Annotated in this window: 21 protein-coding genes; 15 read left to right on the top strand and 6 right to left on the bottom strand. The window is 47.6% G+C overall.

Going from position 1 to position 18,872, the window contains the following annotated elements; translation table 11 throughout:
- Positions 1-43 precede the first annotated feature (43 nt).
- Positions 44-2,587, top strand: coding sequence for an alpha-glucan family phosphorylase (gene glgP / locus BUB67_RS07310; RefSeq protein WP_073238023.1), 2,544 nt, complete (start codon positions 44-46; stop codon positions 2,585-2,587).
- A 46-nt stretch (positions 2,588-2,633) separates the two neighbouring features.
- Here the strand turns inward: glgP and BUB67_RS07305 are convergent, their stop codons facing one another.
- A complete protein-coding gene (locus tag BUB67_RS07305) occupies positions 2,634-2,915 on the bottom strand; it encodes a metal-sensitive transcriptional regulator (RefSeq protein ID WP_073238021.1) in 282 nt (93 codons plus the stop codon).
- A gap of 377 nt (positions 2,916-3,292) precedes the next feature.
- Between BUB67_RS07305 and BUB67_RS07300 the strand changes: the two genes are divergently transcribed.
- Positions 3,293-4,705 (top strand): branched-chain amino acid transporter BcaP, encoded by a 1,413-nt coding sequence (locus tag BUB67_RS07300; protein ID WP_073238019.1) that lies wholly within the window; start codon positions 3,293-3,295, stop codon positions 4,703-4,705.
- Positions 4,706-4,885: 180 nt separating this feature from the next.
- On the top strand, positions 4,886-5,227 hold the full coding sequence (locus BUB67_RS07295; protein ID WP_073238017.1) for a hypothetical protein: 342 nt from the start codon (positions 4,886-4,888) through the stop codon (positions 5,225-5,227).
- 39 nt (positions 5,228-5,266) lie between these two features.
- Here BUB67_RS07295 and asd read toward each other — a convergent pair whose 3' ends face one another.
- Positions 5,267-6,049 carry an archaetidylserine decarboxylase gene (asd, locus tag BUB67_RS07290; RefSeq protein WP_200798143.1) on the bottom strand — a complete coding sequence of 261 codons (783 nt, stop codon included), beginning with the start codon at positions 6,047-6,049 and terminating at the stop codon, positions 5,267-5,269.
- 162 nt (positions 6,050-6,211) lie between these two features.
- Here asd and BUB67_RS07285 point away from each other — a divergent pair, with 162 nt between their 5' ends.
- A complete protein-coding gene (locus BUB67_RS07285; RefSeq protein ID WP_238456981.1) occupies positions 6,212-6,688 on the top strand; it encodes an MgtC/SapB family protein in 477 nt (158 codons plus the stop codon).
- Between the two features lie 172 nt (positions 6,689-6,860).
- Positions 6,861-7,157 (top strand): zinc-ribbon domain containing protein, encoded by a 297-nt coding sequence (locus tag BUB67_RS07280; RefSeq protein WP_073238011.1) that lies wholly within the window; start codon positions 6,861-6,863, stop codon positions 7,155-7,157.
- Positions 7,158-7,216: 59 nt separating this feature from the next.
- Here BUB67_RS07280 and BUB67_RS07275 read toward each other — a convergent pair whose 3' ends face one another.
- Together BUB67_RS07275 and BUB67_RS07270 are read right to left on the bottom strand one after the other, a co-directional pair.
- Positions 7,217-7,651, bottom strand: coding sequence for a CBS domain-containing protein (locus BUB67_RS07275; RefSeq protein ID WP_073238008.1), 435 nt, complete (start codon positions 7,649-7,651; stop codon positions 7,217-7,219).
- Between the two features lie 182 nt (positions 7,652-7,833).
- Positions 7,834-8,394, bottom strand: a complete 561-nt coding sequence (locus BUB67_RS07270; RefSeq protein ID WP_073238005.1) for a carbonic anhydrase — start codon at positions 8,392-8,394, stop codon at positions 7,834-7,836.
- A 262-nt stretch (positions 8,395-8,656) separates the two neighbouring features.
- Between BUB67_RS07270 and BUB67_RS07265 the strand changes: the two genes are divergently transcribed.
- The 4 genes from BUB67_RS07265 to BUB67_RS07250 all read left to right on the top strand — a co-directional run bounded on the left by BUB67_RS07265 (position 8,657) and on the right by BUB67_RS07250 (position 12,021).
- Entirely contained in the window at positions 8,657-9,100 is a 444-nt protein-coding gene (locus BUB67_RS07265) for a YaaR family protein (RefSeq protein ID WP_073238002.1), read from the top strand.
- A gap of 78 nt (positions 9,101-9,178) precedes the next feature.
- The gene (locus tag BUB67_RS07260) at positions 9,179-9,763 is read left to right on the top strand and encodes an anthranilate synthase component II (protein WP_073237999.1); all 585 of its coding nucleotides are present in this window, start codon (positions 9,179-9,181) and stop codon (positions 9,761-9,763) included.
- Entirely contained in the window at positions 9,756-11,195 is a 1,440-nt protein-coding gene (gene pabB, locus BUB67_RS07255) for an aminodeoxychorismate synthase component I (RefSeq protein WP_073237996.1), read from the top strand. Before BUB67_RS07260 ends, pabB begins: the two co-directional genes overlap by 8 nt.
- Positions 11,176-12,021: an aminotransferase class IV gene (locus BUB67_RS07250; RefSeq protein ID WP_073237994.1), complete on the top strand. Its 846-nt coding sequence runs from the start codon at positions 11,176-11,178 to the stop codon at positions 12,019-12,021. Before pabB ends, BUB67_RS07250 begins: the two co-directional genes overlap by 20 nt.
- Positions 12,022-12,033: 12 nt before the next feature.
- Here the strand turns inward: BUB67_RS07250 and BUB67_RS07245 are convergent, their stop codons facing one another.
- Complete coding sequence (locus BUB67_RS07245) at positions 12,034-12,489, bottom strand: RDD family protein (protein WP_073238109.1); 456 nt, start codon at positions 12,487-12,489, stop codon at positions 12,034-12,036.
- Positions 12,490-12,836: 347 nt separating this feature from the next.
- On the opposite strand from BUB67_RS07245, the gene BUB67_RS07240 reads away from it, so the two are divergent.
- The 3 genes from BUB67_RS07240 (at position 12,837) to BUB67_RS07230 (ending at position 16,057) form a co-directional block, all read left to right on the top strand.
- Complete coding sequence (locus BUB67_RS07240; protein ID WP_073238089.1) at positions 12,837-13,685, top strand: efflux RND transporter periplasmic adaptor subunit; 849 nt, start codon at positions 12,837-12,839, stop codon at positions 13,683-13,685.
- A gap of 80 nt (positions 13,686-13,765) precedes the next feature.
- The gene (locus tag BUB67_RS07235) at positions 13,766-14,419 is read left to right on the top strand and encodes an HlyD family secretion protein (RefSeq protein ID WP_073237991.1); all 654 of its coding nucleotides are present in this window, start codon (positions 13,766-13,768) and stop codon (positions 14,417-14,419) included.
- Positions 14,420-14,518: 99 nt separating this feature from the next.
- Complete coding sequence (locus tag BUB67_RS07230; protein WP_238456984.1) at positions 14,519-16,057, top strand: DHA2 family efflux MFS transporter permease subunit; 1,539 nt, start codon at positions 14,519-14,521, stop codon at positions 16,055-16,057.
- An 88-nt stretch (positions 16,058-16,145) separates the two neighbouring features.
- On the opposite strand, the gene BUB67_RS07225 is transcribed toward BUB67_RS07230, so the two are convergent.
- Entirely contained in the window at positions 16,146-16,814 is a 669-nt protein-coding gene (locus BUB67_RS07225; RefSeq protein WP_073237985.1) for a phosphatase PAP2 family protein, read from the bottom strand.
- Positions 16,815-17,269: 455 nt separating this feature from the next.
- On the opposite strand from BUB67_RS07225, the gene nifH reads away from it, so the two are divergent.
- The 3 genes from nifH to BUB67_RS07210 are packed head-to-tail and all read left to right on the top strand — an operon-like array spanning position 17,270 to position 18,867.
- The gene (nifH, locus tag BUB67_RS07220) at positions 17,270-18,088 is read left to right on the top strand and encodes a nitrogenase iron protein (RefSeq protein WP_073237983.1); all 819 of its coding nucleotides are present in this window, start codon (positions 17,270-17,272) and stop codon (positions 18,086-18,088) included.
- A gap of 55 nt (positions 18,089-18,143) precedes the next feature.
- Positions 18,144-18,473, top strand: a complete 330-nt coding sequence (locus tag BUB67_RS07215) for a P-II family nitrogen regulator (RefSeq protein ID WP_073237980.1) — start codon at positions 18,144-18,146, stop codon at positions 18,471-18,473.
- A gap of 13 nt (positions 18,474-18,486) precedes the next feature.
- Entirely contained in the window at positions 18,487-18,867 is a 381-nt protein-coding gene (locus BUB67_RS07210) for a P-II family nitrogen regulator (RefSeq protein WP_073237977.1), read from the top strand.
- The last annotated feature ends 5 nt before the right edge of the window (positions 18,868-18,872 follow it).

Below are 18,872 nucleotides of genomic sequence, written 5' to 3'. Positions count from 1 at the left end.
ATAAACCGTGCGGTGATTTTAGCTGAGAAAAAGGAGGTTGGCAATGTATTCCTATCGTACCGTGTCCGTGATCCCTGAACTGCCTGAAGCCATAGACCGGTTAAAGGAACTGGCCAGGAATCTCTGGTTCAGTTGGCATCCGGAGGCAGAGCTGTTATTTAGCAGAATGGATGCTGTTCTCTGGGAGGAAGTTAATCATAACCCCGTTAAATTTTTACTCTATGTTGATGCTGATAAATTGCAAAAGGCCGCCGGAGACCCGGAGTACCTGGAGATTTACAGTCGGGTGATGTCGGATTTTGATGCATACATGCAGGGGGAAACCTGGTACCAAAGGACCTGCCCAGAACAAACTAATCAGTTAGTTGCCTACTTTTCTGCAGAATTCGGGGTGCACGAGTCCAACCCGGTTTACAGCGGCGGCTTGGGGCTGTTAGCCGGGGACCACTGTAAATCGGCCAGTGACCTGGGGTTGCCCTTTGTGGGAGTAGGCATTCTTTATAAACAGGGTTATTTTTGTCAGCGCATTAACCGGGAAGGCCGGCAGGAAGCCCATTATTTCTTCATGGATTTTAATGAAATGACCATTTCACCGGCCACCCGGCCCGGTGGTGGGGATGTCATCATCACGGTTCGCATGCCGGGACGGGATGTCTTTGTGAAGGTGTGGCAGCTGCAGGTGGGCCGGACGGTCATTTATTTCCTGGATACGGATTTAACGCAAAACAGCCGGGAAGACCGGCTTCTCACGGCCAAACTTTACGGGGGAGATCAGGACACCCGTATCTGCCAGGAAATTATTTTAGGTATCGGTGGGGTAAAGGCACTCAGGCAGCTGGGCATTTTCCCGACGGCCTGGCACATGAATGAAGGTCATGCTGCCTTAATTATTCTGGAACGACTGAGGGAATATGTTCAGAGCGGGCTGTCTTTACCTACCGCCAGGGAAGTTGTCCGGTCCAACACCATTTTTACCACCCATACGCCGGTGCCTGCCGGCCACGATGTTTTCAGCGCTGAAATGATCGACCGTTACCTGGGGCACTTATATGAAGAAATTAAAACGGACCGTGACGGTTTTCTGGCTTTGGGCTGGGATCAAGGGCGCCAGGGATTTAATATGACCAAACTGGCTCTGAATCATGCTGCCTTCACCAACGGGGTCAGTAAACTGCACGGTGAAGTAACAAAGAAAATGTTTTCCCATTTATATCCGTCTATTCCCTTGGAGGAGATCCCTATTCATTCGGTAACCAACGGGATCCATACGGAAACCTGGGTAGCCCCGGAAATGAGAGCCCTGTTCGAAAAATATATCGGTAAGGACTGGACGCACAATATCTCCGATCCGTGCCGGTGGAAAAGGGTATATGACATTCCCGATCAGGAGTTGTGGGAAACGCACCAAATTCTCAAGGGCCGCATGATCAAGTTCGTGCAAAACAATATTTACCGCCGCATGGACAGGAATTTTCAGCCCCTGGAACTCATTCGTGAGTGTGCCGGTTATTTAAGTAAAAATGTTTTAACCATTGGCTTTGCCCGGCGCTTTGCCACCTATAAACGGGCCTACTTGTTATTAAAGGACAAAGAGCGCTTAGCGCGTCTGGTCAATAACCCGGAGCGCCCGGTGCAAATCATTTATGCCGGCAAGGCCCACCCGGCGGACCGGCCCGGTCAGGATCTTATTAAGATGATCAATGATGTTTCTTCGGAGGAACCCTTCAGAGGTAAGATCGTTTTTGTGGAAGACTATGATATTAATGTATCCCGTCACTTGCTGCAGGGAGTGGATGTATGGTTAAACACACCCCGCAGACCCCTTGAGGCCAGCGGCACCAGCGGCCAGAAGGCGGCAGTGAACGGAGTCATCAACTGCAGTATCCTCGACGGCTGGTGGCCGGAGGCCTACAACGGCGAGAACGGTTTTGCCATTGGGTCGGATAGGGACTATGAAAATGAAGAAGTGCAGGACAGGGAAGATGCCAGCTCCCTTTTCGACCTGTTAGAACAGGTCATTGTTCCCTATTATTACCGGCGGGTTGAGGGGATTCCCCGGGAATGGGTGCGGCGGATGAAGGATTGTTTGGCCACCATTCCCTGGAAGTTCAGCACCGAGCGAATGGTGAAGGAGTATACCCAGCGGTTTTATCTCAAGGCAGCCCTGCGGGGGGAAGCCTTCAGTGCGGACCGGTGCCGGCTGGCGGGCCAGATACAGGAGTTTAAAAAGTTCTTAACGGAAAACTGGCATCAGATATCCTTCCGTTCCATTCGCGTCCACCAGCCGCCGGTTTTAAAAGAAAACACGGAGATATTTATTCAGGCGGAAGTGTTCTTAGGTCCCGTTCAACCCCGGGATATTGTGGTAGAGGTGGTTTATGGGAAAGTCAGCGATCACGGTCTAGATAAAGTAACACTGATGCCCATGAGATTTAACCAGGCGGTGGCAGACAACGTATATCAATATGAAACAAACATCGTCCTCATCAGGGGAACCTCCGGGTATACATTGCGTATTCGGCCAAACGACGAATATTTTGCGCACCACTTTGAGCTGCCGCTGGTAAAATGGGCTGACAATTTTTAAAGCCAGGGGTCTTGCAGTTTGTGCAGGACCCCTGGCTTTAGGTTTACTAGGAGAATTTTTTAAATACACTCATGAAATCGTCCAGCGAGGCAGTGAGATCCCTGCCCTGGCTCATATTTTCCTCAATGGAGCCGGCCAGATGGCAGGCGAGAACAGAAAAGCCAACACGGTTGACAGCAGCTTTAATGGCTGCCAGTTGAATGACAATGTCACTGCAACTGCGGTTTTCCGCAATCATTTTTTGTACCCCGCGAACCTGACCCTCAATTTTTTTTAACCGGGTCAGCAGTTCTTGTTGCAATTCTGCCTGGTTTTTCAAATTCGACATTCCATCAACTCCTATTTATAGGTAAACTACCCTACCTCCCTATGGTATGAGTTTAAACTGAGAACCCAGAAAAAGTCAAGGAAACTCATAAAGAAGTGAGAGAAGTCACGATGTCGGCATACCGGTCGTGAGTTTTAATCAACAGTCTTCCCGTGAAAGCACGGTTGGCATGCAGCAAGCAGGGATTCAGCAGTGACTCCGGGGAAAAAGCCAAATGTCAGCTCCCTTACGCACTGCTCAGAAAACTGTCTGTTTACCGAATAATTGTCCAATATTTGTACACGAAAAAATGATCAATTGATTAAAAAATATTTTGACATGTTGTGACGAAAAATATACAATGGAGTCGAAACATTAACATCCAGGGGAGGATCGTCATGAGCCTATTTCGCAAAAAGTCGTTGGACGAGCTTTTATCATCATCCAAAAAACAACAACTGAACAGAGTCCTGGGTCCCCTTGATTTAACCATGTTAGGTATCGGCGCCATTATTGGTACAGGAATCTTTGTTCTGACCGGCGTTGCCGCAGCGGAACATGCAGGTCCGGCACTGGTTTTATCCTTTATTATTGCGGGTTTAGCCTGCGTCTTTGCGGCCTTATGTTATGCAGAATTTGCTTCCACCGTTCCTATTGCAGGTAGTGTATATTCCTATAGCTATTTTACCTTAGGTGAGGTCGTTGCCTGGTTAATTGGTTGGGACTTAATTTTGGAATATGGCCTGGCGGTTTCAGCAGTGGGTGTTGGTTGGTCAGGTTATTTCCAAAACCTGTTAGCCGGTTTTGGACTAAAACTACCCGCCGCATTAACCGGCGCTCCCGGAAGCGCCCCGGGTGCAGTTTTTAACTTACCTGCATTTTTAATCATTCTTCTGATCACCTGGCTGTTATCCAGAGGCATTCGCGAAAGCGCCAGGGTAAACAACATCATGGTTTTTGTAAAAGTGGCCGTGGTACTGGTGTTTATCGCCGTAGGCGTGTGGTATGTGAAGCCTGCCAACTGGACACCCTTCATGCCCTTTGGCTTCGGTGGGGTCATGACCGGTGCGGCCACTATCTTCTTTGCGTACCTGGGTTTTGACGCAGTTTCCACCGCTGCTGAGGAGGTCAAGAACCCCAGGAAGGATTTGCCCATCGGCATTATTGGTTCTCTGGCCATCTGTACTTTCTTATACATTGTGGTGTCCGCCATTCTTACCGGTATCGTCCCCTACAACCAGCTGAACGTAGCTGCTCCGGTGGCCTATGCCATGAATGTTATCGGCCAGAATTGGTTTGCCGGTTTAATCTCCCTGGGCGCTATCACCGGTATGACAACCGTTCTGCTGGTTATGCTGTACGGACAAGTTCGTTTATTCTTTGCCATGAGCCGTGACGGGTTAATTCCCACTGTGTTTTCAAAGGTACACCCCGCTTACAAGACACCTTATACCAGCACCTGGGTTACCGGTCTGGCCTGTGCCACCATCTCCGCCCTGGTTCCCCTTGGCACACTGGCACACCTGGTTAACATCGGTACTTTGACCGCCTTTGTTCTGGTTTCCGTCGCCGTATTAATTCTGCGGAAGACCCACCCCAATGTTCCCAGGGCCTTCACCTGCCCGGCAGTTCCGCTGGTGCCTATTCTGGCCATCTTCTTCTGCGGCTACCTGATGATCAGCTTGCCGCTGGTGACCTGGAAGATGTTTGTTGCCTGGTTGGCTATCGGTGTTGGGGTCTACGCTGTCTACGGTCGCAGCCACAGCCTGCTGGCCAAAGGCGCAGAGAACAAAGCAGAAATCAGTGTTTAAAACAAAAGGGGGCTACGGCCTCCTTTTCTTTTGTAGGCGGCAATTTTGGTTATATTAAATTGTGAAACATCTCAAAGATTTTTTGGGTGCAAAAATACGGTGGTCAGAAAGCAAACAATCGTTTAAAATAGAAAGGGTGCAGCTGGTCTGCAGATCGTTTGTAAAAGGGGATAGGAGAGTATGGAAAAGTTTTTTGAGCAAATGAAAGAATATTTGAACATGGAAACCGAGATATCCTATGAAGAATTTGAGGCCTATTACCAGGATGTTATTAATTTCTTAAGCAAGGATTACCGTACCCTCAATCAGGATGAGACCATTAAGGGCCGTTTTATCTTAAGCATTTTAATGTCAAACAGTGAGGACCGGGCCAAAAGATACAAAAACCTGGCCAAAAAATATAGGAAAATTTACGAAAAGTGTCACCTGTGGGCAGAGGCCCTTACCTTAAGACTGCTGAAAATGGGTATGACCAAAAATCAGATTATCCAGGCAGAACAAGAATTGCATGAATCCATATAAACCACAAAGACGGGGGTGGTTGTTACCCCGTCTTTGTATTTACTGAATGCGTATTGTGCCGATTTTTTGCCCCATTTTTATTTCCATGTTGGCAGTTAATTGTTTGTCCGGCAGGAAAGAATTTTTTTCGAAAAACAAAATAACCGTAGAACCAAACTCGAATCTACCGATTTCAGCGCCCTTGGTAATTTCCTGCCCCACCTGAAAACTGGATACAATTTTACCGACCCCAAGGGCTCCCACTTTAATGAGGGCGAATTTGCAACCCGCCGCGGTCTCAAAAACAGTGCAGGTCCGCCTGTTTTTAGCAAACAAATCTTTGATGGTGGAAACCCCGAGGTTGTTAACCGGGAATACTTTACCCGGGATATAGCGGTGTTTTATTGCTCTGGCTGAAAAGGGCATGTGAATGCGGTGATAATTTCTGGGGCTTAAATAAATGTTTAAATAGTAACCGTCCTGAAAGGCTTCCACATCTTCGTAAGACAGCAGTTCAGGGATAGAATAGGTATTATTTTTAGCCAAAATAATTTTATGTTCCTTTGCAAAGCCCAGATCCACAATTTTTCCGTCAACGGGGCTGATAACCACATCTTCGCCGGGAGCAATGGGACGTAGTGTGGGGCAGATATCCCTTACAAAGAAATCCGCCAAACTTTTATACTGGCTGGGATGACGGATTTCGTCGCGGTTTACCTTATACAATCGAATATAAGGCTTTATGAATAGTTTACTGAACCGGCTGCCGCAGGCAATGTCAAAGGCTTTACCGAAGGATTTTCTGGATATGGAATGGACAACTGCTTTCTTTAATAATTTCACTTCCCACATTCCTTTTTCTTTGTTTTAGATGATAAATTGTTTGTATGCTGTCTTTCATTATAACATTTTTTACCCGTTCTGTTCTACAGAAATAATGGTACAAAGCGCCTCTTGACGAATTGCATTTAGACCATTACAATACTGAGTTCGGAGGTGATATGTTTGCTCTACTTTGAAGCTGAGATTTATCTGAGGGTAATTGTTTCAATGCTGGTAGGAATCCTGATCGGTTTCGAAAGAACTTTATATAATAAACCCGCTGGGATCCGCACATTTGCCTTAGTTAGTTTGGGTTCAACCCTGATCACCCTGGTGTCTATTTACGGAGCCCAAAAGCTCGGTTATACAGGAATTTCCGACCCCTTGCGGATTACCGCACAGATTGTCAGCGGTATTGGTTTTCTGGGCGCCGGTGTCATTTGGAGCAGCAAAAACGGCGGCATGAAACACGGGGTTACCACTGCCGCTGAATTATGGGTGGTCTCCGCGGTGGGCATGGCCCTGGGAGTCGGTATGTATGACCTGGCAATCCTGGTGGTTATCTGCATCTTTATATCCATTTTTGCGGGGCGGAAGTTGGACGACTACGTAGATAGGATCGAGAAACAACGTAAGGGGTTAGAAAAAATATCTCATTAAAATGAGATTTATATTTTACATTTTCATTAAATATAGTAAAATGATATAAGCTCGAGGTTCTAAGGTTAGGTTCATTTATCCTTCTCAATTGCTCTGATGGTAAGGGAGGTTAAGATAAGTGAATTTCCCAAGACCATTCTGAGCACTATTCGATATGAGGAGGAAAATAACCATGCAAGACAAAACCCTAAACTGCCGTGATTGTGGCAACGACTTTATTTTCTCTGCATCAGAGCAGGAGTTCTATGCTGAGAAAGGGTTTGCCAACGATCCCGGACGCTGCCCTCAGTGTAGAGCAGCCCGCAAACAAAAAAATAATGGTGGTTTTGCCCGTAACTCTCGTCCCCAGCGTGAAATGTTCCCGGCAACCTGTGCAGCATGCGGCGTAGAAACCGAAGTGCCCTTCCGTCCCAGTGGGGATCGCCCGATTTATTGCCGTGACTGCTTCAGCAGAAACAGCCGTTACTAATTGTAACAAAGACAGACTCCTCTACATGCAAGTAGAGGAGTTTTTCATTCAGGTACAATTTACATCGTAGGAGAGGAAGGCTCGGAAATACTGGACAGGGCCTGTCCGGCTTCGTTTTGGTAAATGTTTTGGGTGGCCAGGTCACCTAGGGCCACAATGCCGGCCAGTTGGCCGTTCTCAACCACCGGTAAGCGCCGAATTTGCCGCCGTGCCATTAAATTGGCTGCCTCATGCACGTCCATTTGCGGCGTACCGGTTACAACACCGGTGGTCATTACAGTCTGAACTTTGGTGGTAGCCGGATCCTGTCCCTGGGACACAGCACGCAGGGCGATGTCCCTGTCTGTTACAATGCCAACACATTTACCGTTTTCCACCACGGGAACCGATCCGACATTGTATTGACTCATAAGTTGAGCGGCTTCCTGCACCGTTTGCTGAGGGGTTACCGTGGCGACGTTTTGGGTCATAATGTCTTTTAGCCTCTGGCTCATTTTTTTTACCTCCCCAATTTATAATCATTGTTGAGAGTCTCTTTATAGGATTTCTTTATTTAACAATCTTCATTCTCGTATAAATTTGTAAAAACAAAAGACGGCCTGGCGCCGGGTGTTAATTCTTCCTAAGGCAAAAGAAAAAGACAGGGAAATGAACCCTGTCCTCTGATTATCATTGATTAACCTTCACTTTTGTCATCTTTTAACAGGTATAAACGATTATCCTCCAACTTGTACATCATAGGGGCAACCAAAACCTTGGGATATCTCTGGCGTAATCTTTTGACCTCGGACATTACAAAGTCCAGCTCGTTACCGATTTCGAACATGGGAGCAAAATGATTGAAATGATCCTCGGCAGCCTTTCTATCCCAACCTACTTCAACCAACCCGTCAATGAATTTCTGTTCTTTGGCTTTCAGGTTGGCCATACCGCAGTTGTTATGACCGATTAAAGCGATGGCCCTGACTCCGCCAACAGCAATGGCGTAGGAGACTTTAAATTCAGAGGTGCGTAAATTTCCTGCCCCGGTTCTGATCACATAGGCAAATTTTTCAGGAATATTAAGGCGCTTGCGGTTATCCATACACATACCGATTAAAAGTTCTGCATGCTCATATTTTTTGTCGGATTCAAAGTGCTTGTTAAAGTTGTGATACTCAATGAGGTCACCGATGGGCGTATTTAAGTATTGGGGAAAGATATCTTCCCTTGTGTTAATTGGAACAATCTGGGCTATTTTTCACCCCTCCTTTTGTTAGCTTTACTTAATAATTTACCAGAAAAACAAAACATTGTCTAACACTTTTTTGTCATTACGGCACGGTTTTTTCCACAAATAATAGTCCTTCCGCTTTATTTTAGTCAAAAATCTGAGATTACTTTAGCAGTGCAGTACATTCGGAGGGAATCTTTAAGTTTTCTTCAATTTTCTAGGCTGGAAAGGAATTTGGCCGGACGCAACGAATCTTATTTAGTAATCCAAAAGGTGGGGGTTTAATGTGAAAATACCTGCAATATCAGGGAATAAGCAAAATCATGGCAATCTGAAGTTTACAGCCGGAGGGGCGGAGGGGGCGAAAACAAGTCAATCCTTTTCAGCCATTCTGGAAAATAAAGAAAAGGACCACACCCAGAAGCAGTTGCGGGAGATGGTAGAAAAAATAAAGACCGCCGGGAGTAAGCTGAAGTCGGCGGCCATAGAAGAGAACATCATTCAATACAAAGATGCCATCAAAGATTACCTGACCTTTGTTTTAAAAAATTACCATAAACTGAGACATGACCGGAGCATTAATTACAGTACGGTTTATACCAGGGTGGAGATTATTAATAAAGAGGTGGAGGAGTTAACCCAAAGGTTGTTAAACGAAGAAAAACAAAACATTGATATTGTGGCCGAGGTTGACAAAATTACCGGCTTGATCATTGATGTGTACAGTTGAGGCAACACCCCTGTTGGGGTATTTTTATTTTATTCATGGTAGAATGCTATAGTAAAACATAAAGAGTGCGGTGATATAGTGGTCGTTATTATTGATAACTATGATTCTTTCATTTACAATCTTTACCAGTATTTTCGGGAACTGGGGGAGGAAGTGCTGGTTTTTCGCAATGACACCATTACCTGTCCGGAGTTGGAAGCCATGGGACCCTCCCACATTGTGATATCCCCCGGCCCCTGTTCACCCCGGGAAGCCGGCATCTCCGTTGATGTGGTAAAATATTTTGCCGGGAAAGTGCCGGTGCTGGGTGTCTGCCTGGGGCACCAGTCCATCGGGCAGGCCTTTGGCGGTAAGGTGGTACGGGCGCCCCGGGTCATGCACGGCAAAGATTCCCTCGTGATGCACGATGAAAAAACCGTTTATGCAGGATTGAGCAATCCGTTCCCTGCCGGCAGGTATCATTCCCTTTGTGTAGACAAGCATCATCTGCCGGGGGATTTAGAAATTTCCGCCTGGACCAGGGAAGGGGAGATCATGGGGCTGCGGCACAAAATCTATACCGTGGAAGGTGTGCAATTTCACCCGGAGTCTGTGCTTACTCACCAGGGAAAAGTCTTGTTAGCCAATTTTTTAAACATAAAGGGCGGGAAGTGGGATGGCTAGAAAACCGCTGATGATGGATTTTCAGACAGATAAATCTGTTAATGAACTATTTGAATGCATAAAAGAGTTGCCCTATAGTTTTTTGCTGGATACCGGCCAGCCCACAGGGAAAGAACGGTTTTCCGTTTTAGGAGCCGAACCCTTCGGGATAATTCGTTCCAAAGACGGCATCACAACCATTCAAAGGAAAGATAGACCGGGGAAAGAGGTTGTAACAGGGAATCCCCTGGACGTGATGAAAAGTTGGTTGGCCGGATTTTCCGAGATAAAAGCAATTCCCGAAATTCCTTTTACCGGTGGAGCCGTAGGCTTTTTGGGGTATGATTTGGGGCGGCAACTGGAGAGGGTGCCGAGTTTCGCCGTTGACGATTTGCAAACGCCGGACCTTTATTTTGGTTTGTACGATGTGGCGCTGGTGATAGATCACTTTACCGGTCAAAAAACCATTGTATCCACCGGCCATCCCGAAGTGGAAGAGGGGAGAGCAGGGAAAAGGGCCGGGGAAAGGGCTTGCCGGTTAAAGGAACTTTTAAAGGGAAACAGGGAGTGCAGCCCCCTTGGCCCCGGGCAACCACCGGTGACCGTCCGGGCCAACTTTACTAAACAAACCTACCAGGAGCACGTAAAGAAGGCCGTTGAACACATATTGAACGGGGATATCTTTCAGGTGAACCTTTCCCAGCGTTTCGAATTGCAGTCCGAACTGGACAGCTGGCAATTATTCAAGGAGCTGAAAACCATCAGCCCGGCCCCCCTGTCTGCCTATTTTAATTTTCCAGACATTGAAGTGGTCTGTTCATCTCCGGAACGCTTTTTGAAACTGGACCATAACAAAAGGGTGGAAACCTGCCCCATAAAAGGAACCAGACCCAGGGGAGCCAGCAAGGAAGAAGATTTACAAAATTATCAGGAGTTAAAACAAAGCCAGAAGGATTGGGCGGAGTTAACCATGATTGTGGATTTGGCAAGAAGCGACCTGGGCAAAGTCTGTAAAATTGGCTCTGTGGAGGCTGACATACCTTACCGAATAGAAACTTTTCCCACGGTATTCCATTTGGTTTCCACTGTTCGGGGCCGGTTGCCGGAGGACAAGGGAATTTTTGAGCTATTAAAGGCGGCTTTTCCCGGGGGTTCCATCACCGGGGCGCCCAAGATCAAGGCCATGGAAATCATTGACCGCCTGGAACCGGTCCGCCGCGGAATTTATACGGGTTCCCTGGGGTATATCGGTTTTGACGGCAGGGCGGACCTGAATATTGTTATCCGGACCATTATTAAAGTAAGAGGAAAGTATTATTTTCAAGTGGGGGGAGGCATAACCGCCGAGTCGAACCCCGCAGCGGAGTACTATGAGACCCTCGATAAAGCCAAAGCCCTGCTGAGGGCACTTCGATTTGAAGGGAGCATATATCATGGCCCTTATATTGATTGACGGACTTCCTGAAAAGAAGGACAGCATTTCTGCTTTTACCTGGGGCTGTGCTTACGGGTACGGTCTTTTTGAAACCCTTCTTATCCTGAGAAACAGGCCGGTGTTTCTGGAACAACATCTTAAAAGAATGCGCTTGTCGGCGGGTTTATTGCAATTGGCCATGCCCGAGGAAGATGATCTCATAGAGTGGGTATGGCGCCTTCTCCGTCCAGGCAATGTGCCGGTAGGAAAGCTAAAAATCACTTTGCTGGCCAGGGAAAGAATTCCCGGTGAAGAAAAGATTGCTGCCCATACAGTGTTATCTGTTCAACCGGGACGGCCCTATCCGGAGTCTCTTTATGAAACAGGGGTGTCCATTGGTTTATTAAACCAAACAAAAAATGAGAATTCCGTCCTGGTTAAACACAAAACATTAAACTATCTGGAAAACCTTTTGGGGAGAGAGCAGGCCCGGAAGAACAACTGGTTTGAAGGACTTTTTCACAACACAAAGGGGCGGTTGTGCGAAGGAACCGTCAGCAATCTCTTTCTGGTCAAAGACCAAACCATCATAACCCCCGGCGTAAGGGAAGGTTTGCTGCCGGGGGTTACGAGGGAAATTGTTATCAACCTGGCCAGGAGAAACAAGCTGCCGGTGGCGGTAGGAAAGATAACTGAAAAAGATCTGTCCGAGGCCGATGAAGTTTTCTTAACGAATTCCTTGTTCGGGATCATGCCGGTGACCCGTATCGGGGACAAGATCATTCGTAACGGAAAACCGGGGGAATTAACCAAGTCCCTCATGAACCTTTACAAAGACCTGTTAAAAGATAGGGGCTATTTGTAAGGGGGACCCTGTTTAAGATTCCTTGTTTAAGGGAACGGTATTTGCCTGTGTTTTTACCACCATGGTCCTGGCCGCAAAATCGTGAAGACCTCTGCCGTACATGAGAATCAATACAATGGTTGATAACATCCAGAATAACCAGCTGGTTTTTATAACCGGATGGGTTAAAAGGTAAACCGGGTAAAGGGTAAAGGCAAATTCCCGCAGCAGGTAATGGCCCATGTGTAATTTCTTGTCCTGGTAGGAATGGATCCTGATTTTCATGACCTTTTTACCGACGGTCTGACCGTTCCACAGCACGTTTAATAAAACGATGGACGCCAGCAAAATACCGCCGGCAATGGTTTCGATTATTTTTTGGTTACCATGAAATCCAAACCACAAGTAAATGGGCAGTGTGATGACGACTTTGTCAATAATCCGGGCAATTAAACGTTCAAAGGGACTGGCGTATTGAAATTCGCTCATGGCTTTCTCCCCTTTAATAAATAGTTGATTAAGGTTGTTACAAAAGTAGCAAATTGTTTTAATGATTGCAACTCGTATGAAAGAAAATTCCCTGATCCGGGTCAAATAATTTTCCTGACCGTCACTTATATTTTGTCATTGCTGGCATTTAAAAGCTAATGATAGCCGCAAATTTTTACACAATTTTAATGATTTTTTTCCCTTGTTGTCAGGTTGTTGTAACAAAAATATTTTTTAATTGGTTATTTCGAATTAAAAATATTTTTGCTTTACCGGAAGGAAGCATGGTGAATTTGGCGAATTACTTTGTGAATACAGATAGGAACTTGAATGGGGGTACATCACGGGTGGCAACAAGAAATATACTCACGGCAATATTATTGTCTGTGCTGGTTTTTCTATACGGATGTAACCAGCCGGCAGACAATTCTCGTCAAGTACAGAATGACAAAGCAACAACCCCGGCTTCCTCGGAAAAGGAAACAAAACAAAGTGTCATTACCTTCAGCGGTAAAATTGAGGCGGTGCAGTGGGCCAACCTGGTAAGCAAAGTGGCAGGGAAGGTGGCCTCCGTCCATGTGGATATTGGCAGTTTTGTGAAAACAGGTCAACTGCTGGTCAGTCTGGCCGCGGAAGACAAAGCCGCTGAAATAGAGGAAGCCGCAACCCAGGTAGACAGCGCCAGGGTTGAATACGAGCTGGCTTTAAAGAGTTACCAGCGGGGCAAGGAACTGCTGGCGGCCCAGGCCATTTCCCAGGCCGACTACGATAATCTTTACGAAGGCCCCTTTAAAAAGGCGGAAGTTAAACTAAGGTCCGCAAGGGCAACTCTGCAGAAAAAGCAAATTGCCTATGACGACATGTTTATTAAAGCTCCCTTTGCCGGTGTTATTACAGCCAAAAACATTAATCCGGGAGAAATGGCCGGCACCCAGAGTCCTGTTTTAACGCTGGTGAACCTGGATCAGGTGGTCATTAAGGGTGCTGTGAACGAGAATCACATTAACAAATTAAAAATCGGGCAGCAGGTCCGGGTTAAGGTAGCAGCCATATCCGACAAACCCTTTACCGGAAAAATCAGCAACATTGCCCTGGCTGCCGACCCCCAGACCAAGGCTTTTCCCGTCAAAATTCAGGTGGACAACCCTGAGCACTTATTAAAACCGGGAATGTTTGCAGAAGTTTTTGTTCCATAAAAACAAGTGTACCTGATTGAGATAAGGAGTCCTAACTGTTATCTCGGACTTTCAACCTCGAACAGAATGCGGAGGGAACCATGAAAAAGAAAAACATCTACCTGGTTCTGCTGGCCATGGTGATTACTCTGGCGGCGGTTTCCTTTTATTATTGGTATCAGAATACGCACTACGTTTCCACGGAAGATGCCCGGGTCGACGGTGACATCGTAAAAGTCAGCCCCCAGGTAGCCGGCCAGATTATTGAACTGCCGGTGGAAGAAGACCAGTATGTAAATCAGGGTGAATTAGTCGGCAGGCTGTCGGATGTAACGTTAGCGCCGGGGTCCAATCTGGACCTGACCGTCATTAAAGCGCCAATCAGCGGCACTGTGATTAAAAAGACCGCCCATGTGGGGGAAATGGCATCCCCCGGTGTGCCGGTGGCCATGATGGCGGATTTGAAGAATCTTTATGTTACAGCCAACATTGAGGAAACCAAGCTGAACAAAGTAAAGGTCGGTCAACCGGTTGATTACACCATTGATACTTTCCCGGGTGTCCGGTTTAAAGGGAAGGTGCTCTCCATCGGCAATGCCGCCAATTCCGTTTTTTCCCTGTTACCCCAGCAGAACACCGGTAATTCCTTTACCAAGGTAACCCAGAGGATACCCGTTAAAATCAGCATCGAGGATTATCAAAAACGGCGTCTGCTGCCGGGGATGAGCGCTGTGGTCAAGATTCATATTAAATAGGGGGTGGTCTTGCTGAACAAACAGGATAACCCTTCCCGGAAGCAAAACCAGCCGTCCCCTACTCCCCCGGAGTCGCAGCCAATCCCCTGGGGCGCCTTGATGATACTGGTCATCGGGGCCTTTATGGCCATTCTGGACAGCAGCATTGTGAATGTGGCCCTGCCCCGGTTTATGACCCTCTTTGGATCGTCAGCGGATGAAATTCAATGGATTCTCACCGGTTATATGCTTACCTCCGGTGTGGTGGTCCCCATTACCGGCTACCTGGGAGACCGGTTTGGCAACAAGCGCATGTATATTTGGTCGGTGGCAGCCTTTACGCTGGGTTCCATGCTCTGCGGCCTGGCCTGGAGCACCCAGTCCCTGACCGTTTTCCGGGTGATCCAGGCCGTTGGCGGGGGGATGATCATTCCCGTCAGCATGGCTATGATTTACCGTATTATTCCCAGGGCTAAAATCGGACTGGCTCTGGGCATCTGGGGGATTGCCGCCATTATGGCCCCCGCTGTGGGACCTACCCTGGGCGGTTACCTGGTGGACCATTACAGTTGGCACTGGATTTTTACCATCAACATTCCCATCGGCATTGTGGCCATCATGCTTTCCATGGTTTATTTAGAGGAGACGCCGGTGCAGAAAAATCTTAAACCGGATCTGATCGGCATTCTTCTCAGTTCCGCAGGATGTTTTGCCCTGCTGCTGGCCCTGAGCGAAGGACAGGACAAGGGCTGGACGTCACAATATATTGTTACCTTGCTGATTTTCTCCGGCTTTGCCCTCTGCCTGTTTGTTCTCTGGGAACTGCAGATCCCTAACCCGTTGATTGACATCCGGCTGCTGAAGAACCCTGTTTTATCCGCCAGCCTGCTGGCCACCTGCATTACCACCATCGGTTTGTTCTCGGCGGTGTTTTTAATCCCCATTTATGCCCAGAACCTGCTGGGTTATACCCCCATGGAAACCGGGCTGCTGATGATGCCCATGGCCCTGGTCACAGGAATCATGATGCCCATCAGCGGCAAGTTGTTTGACAAATTCGGCGCCTTCTGGCTGGGCATCATCGGCATGTCCCTTGTGGTGGGGGTTACCTATTACCTTCACACCCTCAGCCTAGATACAAGCTATCATCACCTGCAGGCAATCTTATCCCTGCGGGCCGTGGGACTGGGACTGGCCACCATGCCTTTGACCACCGCGGGCATGAACACTGTGCCGAGATTTCTGGTGGGCCGGGCCTCGGCTCTCAACAATACAGTCCGGCAAATATCCGGCTCCATGGGCATTGCCTATTTAACCTACGTCATGCTGCAAAGGCAGGCTTATCATACCGTCATCCTGAACGAAAGTGTCAGCGTAACCTCCCCGGTGGCTCCTCTGGCCCAGGCACAAATTAAAGCTTTTCTGGTTGGCAACGGAATAAACGGGGAAGCCGCCCTGCAGGGAAGCTACAGCATAATCTCCGGCCTGCTGGCCCGGCAGTCCTTTATGAATGCCCTCAGCGACACCTTTGTGGTCAGCGCCGTGATTATCGCCTTTGTACTGCCCCTGATGTTTTTGCTCAGCAAGAAGCGGGTGGAAGAGGAAAGAATAAGACAGCAAGCCCGCTATGCCCACATTCAAGTTGGGGACGGTTCTTGACTTGAATTAAACACATACCTCTTAGACACCACCTGCAGAAAACGCTCCACCGGGCTCGGGGGAGCGTTTTTTGCAGCTATTGAATTCCTTAAATTCCCAATCTCCTTTTCATGGTCAACGATACGTATTGCTTCTTCATCCTGGTCATGGTTCTTTCCTCATCCAGGTAACAGACCAGTTTGAAAATAATATCGCCCAGTAACACGGCGGCTATGGCATCCAGGATCACATGCTGTTTGATAAATAACGTTGAAATGATGATCAACACCGCAGACGCGGTAATGAAACAATAATTTAAGTTTGTTCTGGCAGAACACCTGCCGGCGCCTTTGATCATTAGATAACTGGTTAAGCAATGAATACTGGGAAAACAATTGTATGGTTGATCTGCATTGTAAACCATGGACACCATTTGTGTTAAAAAATCGTTACCTGCCAGTTCCGGCCTGGGGACGGTGGTTTGGTATACATAGTAGAAAATGTAACAAATTATCAGTCCCAGGTTGTAACTTATGAGTGTCTTGTAATATGTTTTTTTATCTGCAAGACAGAGATATACCAAAACCGACAAGATAAATGCGTACCAACCTACATAGGGTATGATGAAAGCTTTGACAAAGGGGATCTCCCGGTCAAGGTTTGTTATCAGACTGTGCACCCCCCTGTCCGGGTTATTCAGTACTTCGTAAAACAAGCTCAATATAGGAATCGATAACATCAGACTAATTGAGGCCGCATTTTCTTTTACTGTATTCATTTCACCACCCATTCCTTTTACCTGATGTACTGCAATGGCAATCTATAATAATTGACTGTGTGAACTGCATTTTATTTCATTATTTTACTATTCAACCTTTCAACCTTATATTTTATATGTTGGAACTACGATGGTAAATTATTATTCTTTCTAAAAAAGGGGGGATTAATCCGAAAATATTGCGAATATGGTTCGTGTACTGTATTCATGCGCTGAACCTATTGAACCGCCGGTAATGGTCTGCTATAATCAAATCAACTTCAGAGATACACTGTAGTATCAAGTCAAAAAGGCGAGGGCGCCGGTTATGCCAACCGGCGCTTTGTGTTTTGATAAATGAAGACACCTCCCTATATATACATTGTTGTTTTGTGGCGTTGAGGCTGCTGGAAACCTACCATGGGATTCCGGCGGCCTTTTCTTTTTAAAAATATGTAAGAACAGGAGGAATGAACATGAGACAAATCGCGATTTACGGCAAAGGCGGTATCGGCAAGTCCACCACCACCCAGAACACGGTGGCTGCCCTGGCTGAGGCCGGTAAAAAGATCATGGTGGTGGGCTGTGACCCCAAGGCAGACTCCACAAGGCTGCTCTTGCACGGGTTGAACCAGAAGACCGTTCTGGATACCCTGCGGGACGAGGGCGAGGATATCGACCTGGAGGATATTCTGCTGCAAGGCTTCGGGGGAACCCTCTGCGTGGAATCCGGCGGTCCGGAACCCGGTGTCGGCTGTGCCGGCCGGGGTATTATTACCTCTATCAACCTGCTGGAATCCCTGGGGGCCTATACCAGCGACCTTGATTACGTGTTTTACGATGTCCTGGGGGACGTTGTCTGCGGCGGTTTTGCCATGCCCATCCGGGAAGGCAAGGCCCAGGAGATTTACATCGTGGCTTCCGGTGAAATGATGGCCCTTTACGCCGCCAACAACATCTCCAAGGGGATTCAAAAATACGCCCACTCCGGCGGGGTTCGGCTGGGCGGTATTATCTGCAACAGCCGCCGGGTCGACAATGAATTAGAATTACTGACAGCCTTTGCCAAGGAGCTTGGTTCCCAGTTGATTCATTTTGTACCCAGGGACAATATGGTTCAGCGGGCGGAGATTAACAGGAAAACCGTTATTGATTATGACCCCGCCCACCCCCAGGCCGACGAGTACCGAACCCTGGCCAGGAACATCGATAACAATGACATGTTTGTCATTCCCAAGCCCATGAGCCAGGACCGCCTGGAAGAATTATTAATGACCTACGGCATTCTGGATTGAGCTGCCTTTGCTGTCGTTAAGGGATCACAAAAAACTTGCTGAGGAGATGATACTCATGTTTATGATCAGAGCTATTGTTCGACCCGAAAAAACCAATGTCATTTTGGCAGAATTAAACGGCGCCGGGTTTCCGGCGGTCACCAAAATGGATGTGGTGGGCCGGGGTAAACAGAGGGGGGTTAAAGTCGGGGAAGTTGTTTATGACGAAATCCCCAAAGAATTACTGATGCTGGTGGTGCAGGATGAAAAGGATAAAGATGATGTTATAAGCATCATTGCCAAATATGCCAAAACCGGTGAAAAGGGCGCCTTCGGTGACGGTAAAATCTTTGTCACCCCGGTGGAGGAAGCTTACACCATCAGCAGCGGCGCCAAAGGGCTGTAGGGGAGGCGAGGGTATGAAGGAGATTATTGCCGTTATCCGCATGAACAAAGTAAATGCCACCAAAAAGGCCCTGGCTGACATCGGTATTTGCGGCCTGCATGCCATGAAGGTGATGGGCCGGGGTAAGATGCAGGTGGACTTTTCCATCCTCAATGAATTGGGGGCCAAAGAAGAAATTGGCGGCCTGCTGGCAGAGGGTCTGGCCGAAGGGGCTAGGCTGATTCCCAAGCGGATGCTAACCATTTTGGTGCAGGATGGGGACGTTGAAAAAGTTGTTAACACCATCATCAAAGTCAATAAGGAAGGCCATAAAGGAGACGGCAAAATCTTTGTGGCGCCGGTACTGGATGCCCTGCGCATCAGGACCGGTGAACAGGGAGAAGCCGCCGTCTAAGACAG

It is taken from the genome of Desulforamulus putei DSM 12395 (assembly GCF_900129195.1).
Taxonomy (GTDB): domain Bacteria; phylum Bacillota; class Desulfotomaculia; order Desulfotomaculales; family Desulfotomaculaceae; genus Desulfotomaculum; species Desulfotomaculum putei.
Note: the sequence above shows the minus strand (reverse complement) of the source record. Positions and strands in the feature narration are given on the sequence as shown.

What these genes read in the sequence shown, in the direction of transcription:
- glgP (WP_073238023.1), top strand. Translation starts at nt 44, where the DNA reads ATGTATTCCTATCGTACCGTGTCCGTGATCCCTGAACTGCCTGAAGCC.
- BUB67_RS07305 (WP_073238021.1), bottom strand. Translation starts at nt 2,915, where the DNA reads ATGTCGAATTTGAAAAACCAGGCAGAATTGCAACAAGAACTGCTGACC.
- BUB67_RS07300 (WP_073238019.1), top strand. Translation starts at nt 3,293, where the DNA reads ATGAGCCTATTTCGCAAAAAGTCGTTGGACGAGCTTTTATCATCATCC.
- BUB67_RS07295 (WP_073238017.1), top strand. Translation starts at nt 4,886, where the DNA reads ATGGAAAAGTTTTTTGAGCAAATGAAAGAATATTTGAACATGGAAACC.
- BUB67_RS07280 (WP_073238011.1), top strand. Translation starts at nt 6,861, where the DNA reads ATGCAAGACAAAACCCTAAACTGCCGTGATTGTGGCAACGACTTTATT.
- BUB67_RS07275 (WP_073238008.1), bottom strand. Translation starts at nt 7,651, where the DNA reads ATGAGCCAGAGGCTAAAAGACATTATGACCCAAAACGTCGCCACGGTA.
- pabB (WP_073237996.1), top strand. Translation starts at nt 9,756, where the DNA reads ATGGCTAGAAAACCGCTGATGATGGATTTTCAGACAGATAAATCTGTT.
- BUB67_RS07250 (WP_073237994.1), top strand. Translation starts at nt 11,176, where the DNA reads ATGGCCCTTATATTGATTGACGGACTTCCTGAAAAGAAGGACAGCATT.
- BUB67_RS07245 (WP_073238109.1), bottom strand. Translation starts at nt 12,489, where the DNA reads ATGAGCGAATTTCAATACGCCAGTCCCTTTGAACGTTTAATTGCCCGG.
- BUB67_RS07235 (WP_073237991.1), top strand. Translation starts at nt 13,766, where the DNA reads ATGAAAAAGAAAAACATCTACCTGGTTCTGCTGGCCATGGTGATTACT.
- BUB67_RS07230 (WP_238456984.1), top strand. Translation starts at nt 14,519, where the DNA reads ATGATACTGGTCATCGGGGCCTTTATGGCCATTCTGGACAGCAGCATT.
- BUB67_RS07225 (WP_073237985.1), bottom strand. Translation starts at nt 16,814, where the DNA reads ATGAATACAGTAAAAGAAAATGCGGCCTCAATTAGTCTGATGTTATCG.
- nifH (WP_073237983.1), top strand. Translation starts at nt 17,270, where the DNA reads ATGAGACAAATCGCGATTTACGGCAAAGGCGGTATCGGCAAGTCCACC.
- BUB67_RS07215 (WP_073237980.1), top strand. Translation starts at nt 18,144, where the DNA reads ATGTTTATGATCAGAGCTATTGTTCGACCCGAAAAAACCAATGTCATT.
- BUB67_RS07210 (WP_073237977.1), top strand. Translation starts at nt 18,487, where the DNA reads ATGAAGGAGATTATTGCCGTTATCCGCATGAACAAAGTAAATGCCACC.